This is a genomic window from Streptomyces hilarionis, from assembly GCF_024539675.1.
In the GTDB taxonomy this organism is placed as follows: Bacteria; Actinomycetota; Actinomycetes; order Streptomycetales; family Streptomycetaceae; genus Streptomyces; species Streptomyces hilarionis.
In genome coordinates this window covers 1-445 of record NZ_JAHHIT010000451.1, presented here as the reverse complement: position 1 = coordinate 445, position 445 = coordinate 1, and the positions used below count along the sequence as shown (strand labels likewise).

Annotated in this window: 1 protein-coding gene; it reads right to left on the bottom strand. The window is 58.2% G+C overall.

Going from position 1 to position 445, the window contains the following annotated elements; translation table 11 throughout:
* Window positions 1-429, bottom strand: a 429-nt coding sequence (locus KMS84_RS43915; protein WP_256921334.1) for a type II secretion system F family protein, incomplete at its 3' end; no start/stop codon positions are given.
* Window positions 430-445 lie beyond the last annotated feature (16 nt).

The window sequence follows — 445 nt, the reverse complement described above, 5'->3', positions numbered from 1 at the left end:
CCCGTAGTGGGTCACGAAATTCGATAGGGCATAGAGGAAGGCCGGCACGCCGGTCCACGCCTCGGGGTTGGAGCGTCGTGTCATGGAGGGCACCATCCACACTGCAATCACATACAGCAACGCCGCCATGACGCTCCACACCATGGAGGGGAAAACGGTGGCGGACGCTACGAGTTTGCTGATCCGCTGACGTACTTCGATGATCCTCACGCAGTCCCGAAATGCCTGCACCAGGTTGCCGGTGTCTTCCCCGGAAGCGATCAAAGAGTTCTCGTCATAGGGAACCCAGCCTTCGCAGGAAATGCTCAGCGATTTCCCACCTTTTACCGATTGCGCGATATCCCTGCAGGCAAGGGACACTGGATGGAGCTTCTGCCCGTTATCGCTGAATGCTCTGGCCACCGTGTGCAGTGCGTCTTCAAGCGACACACCATCCTCAAGGATG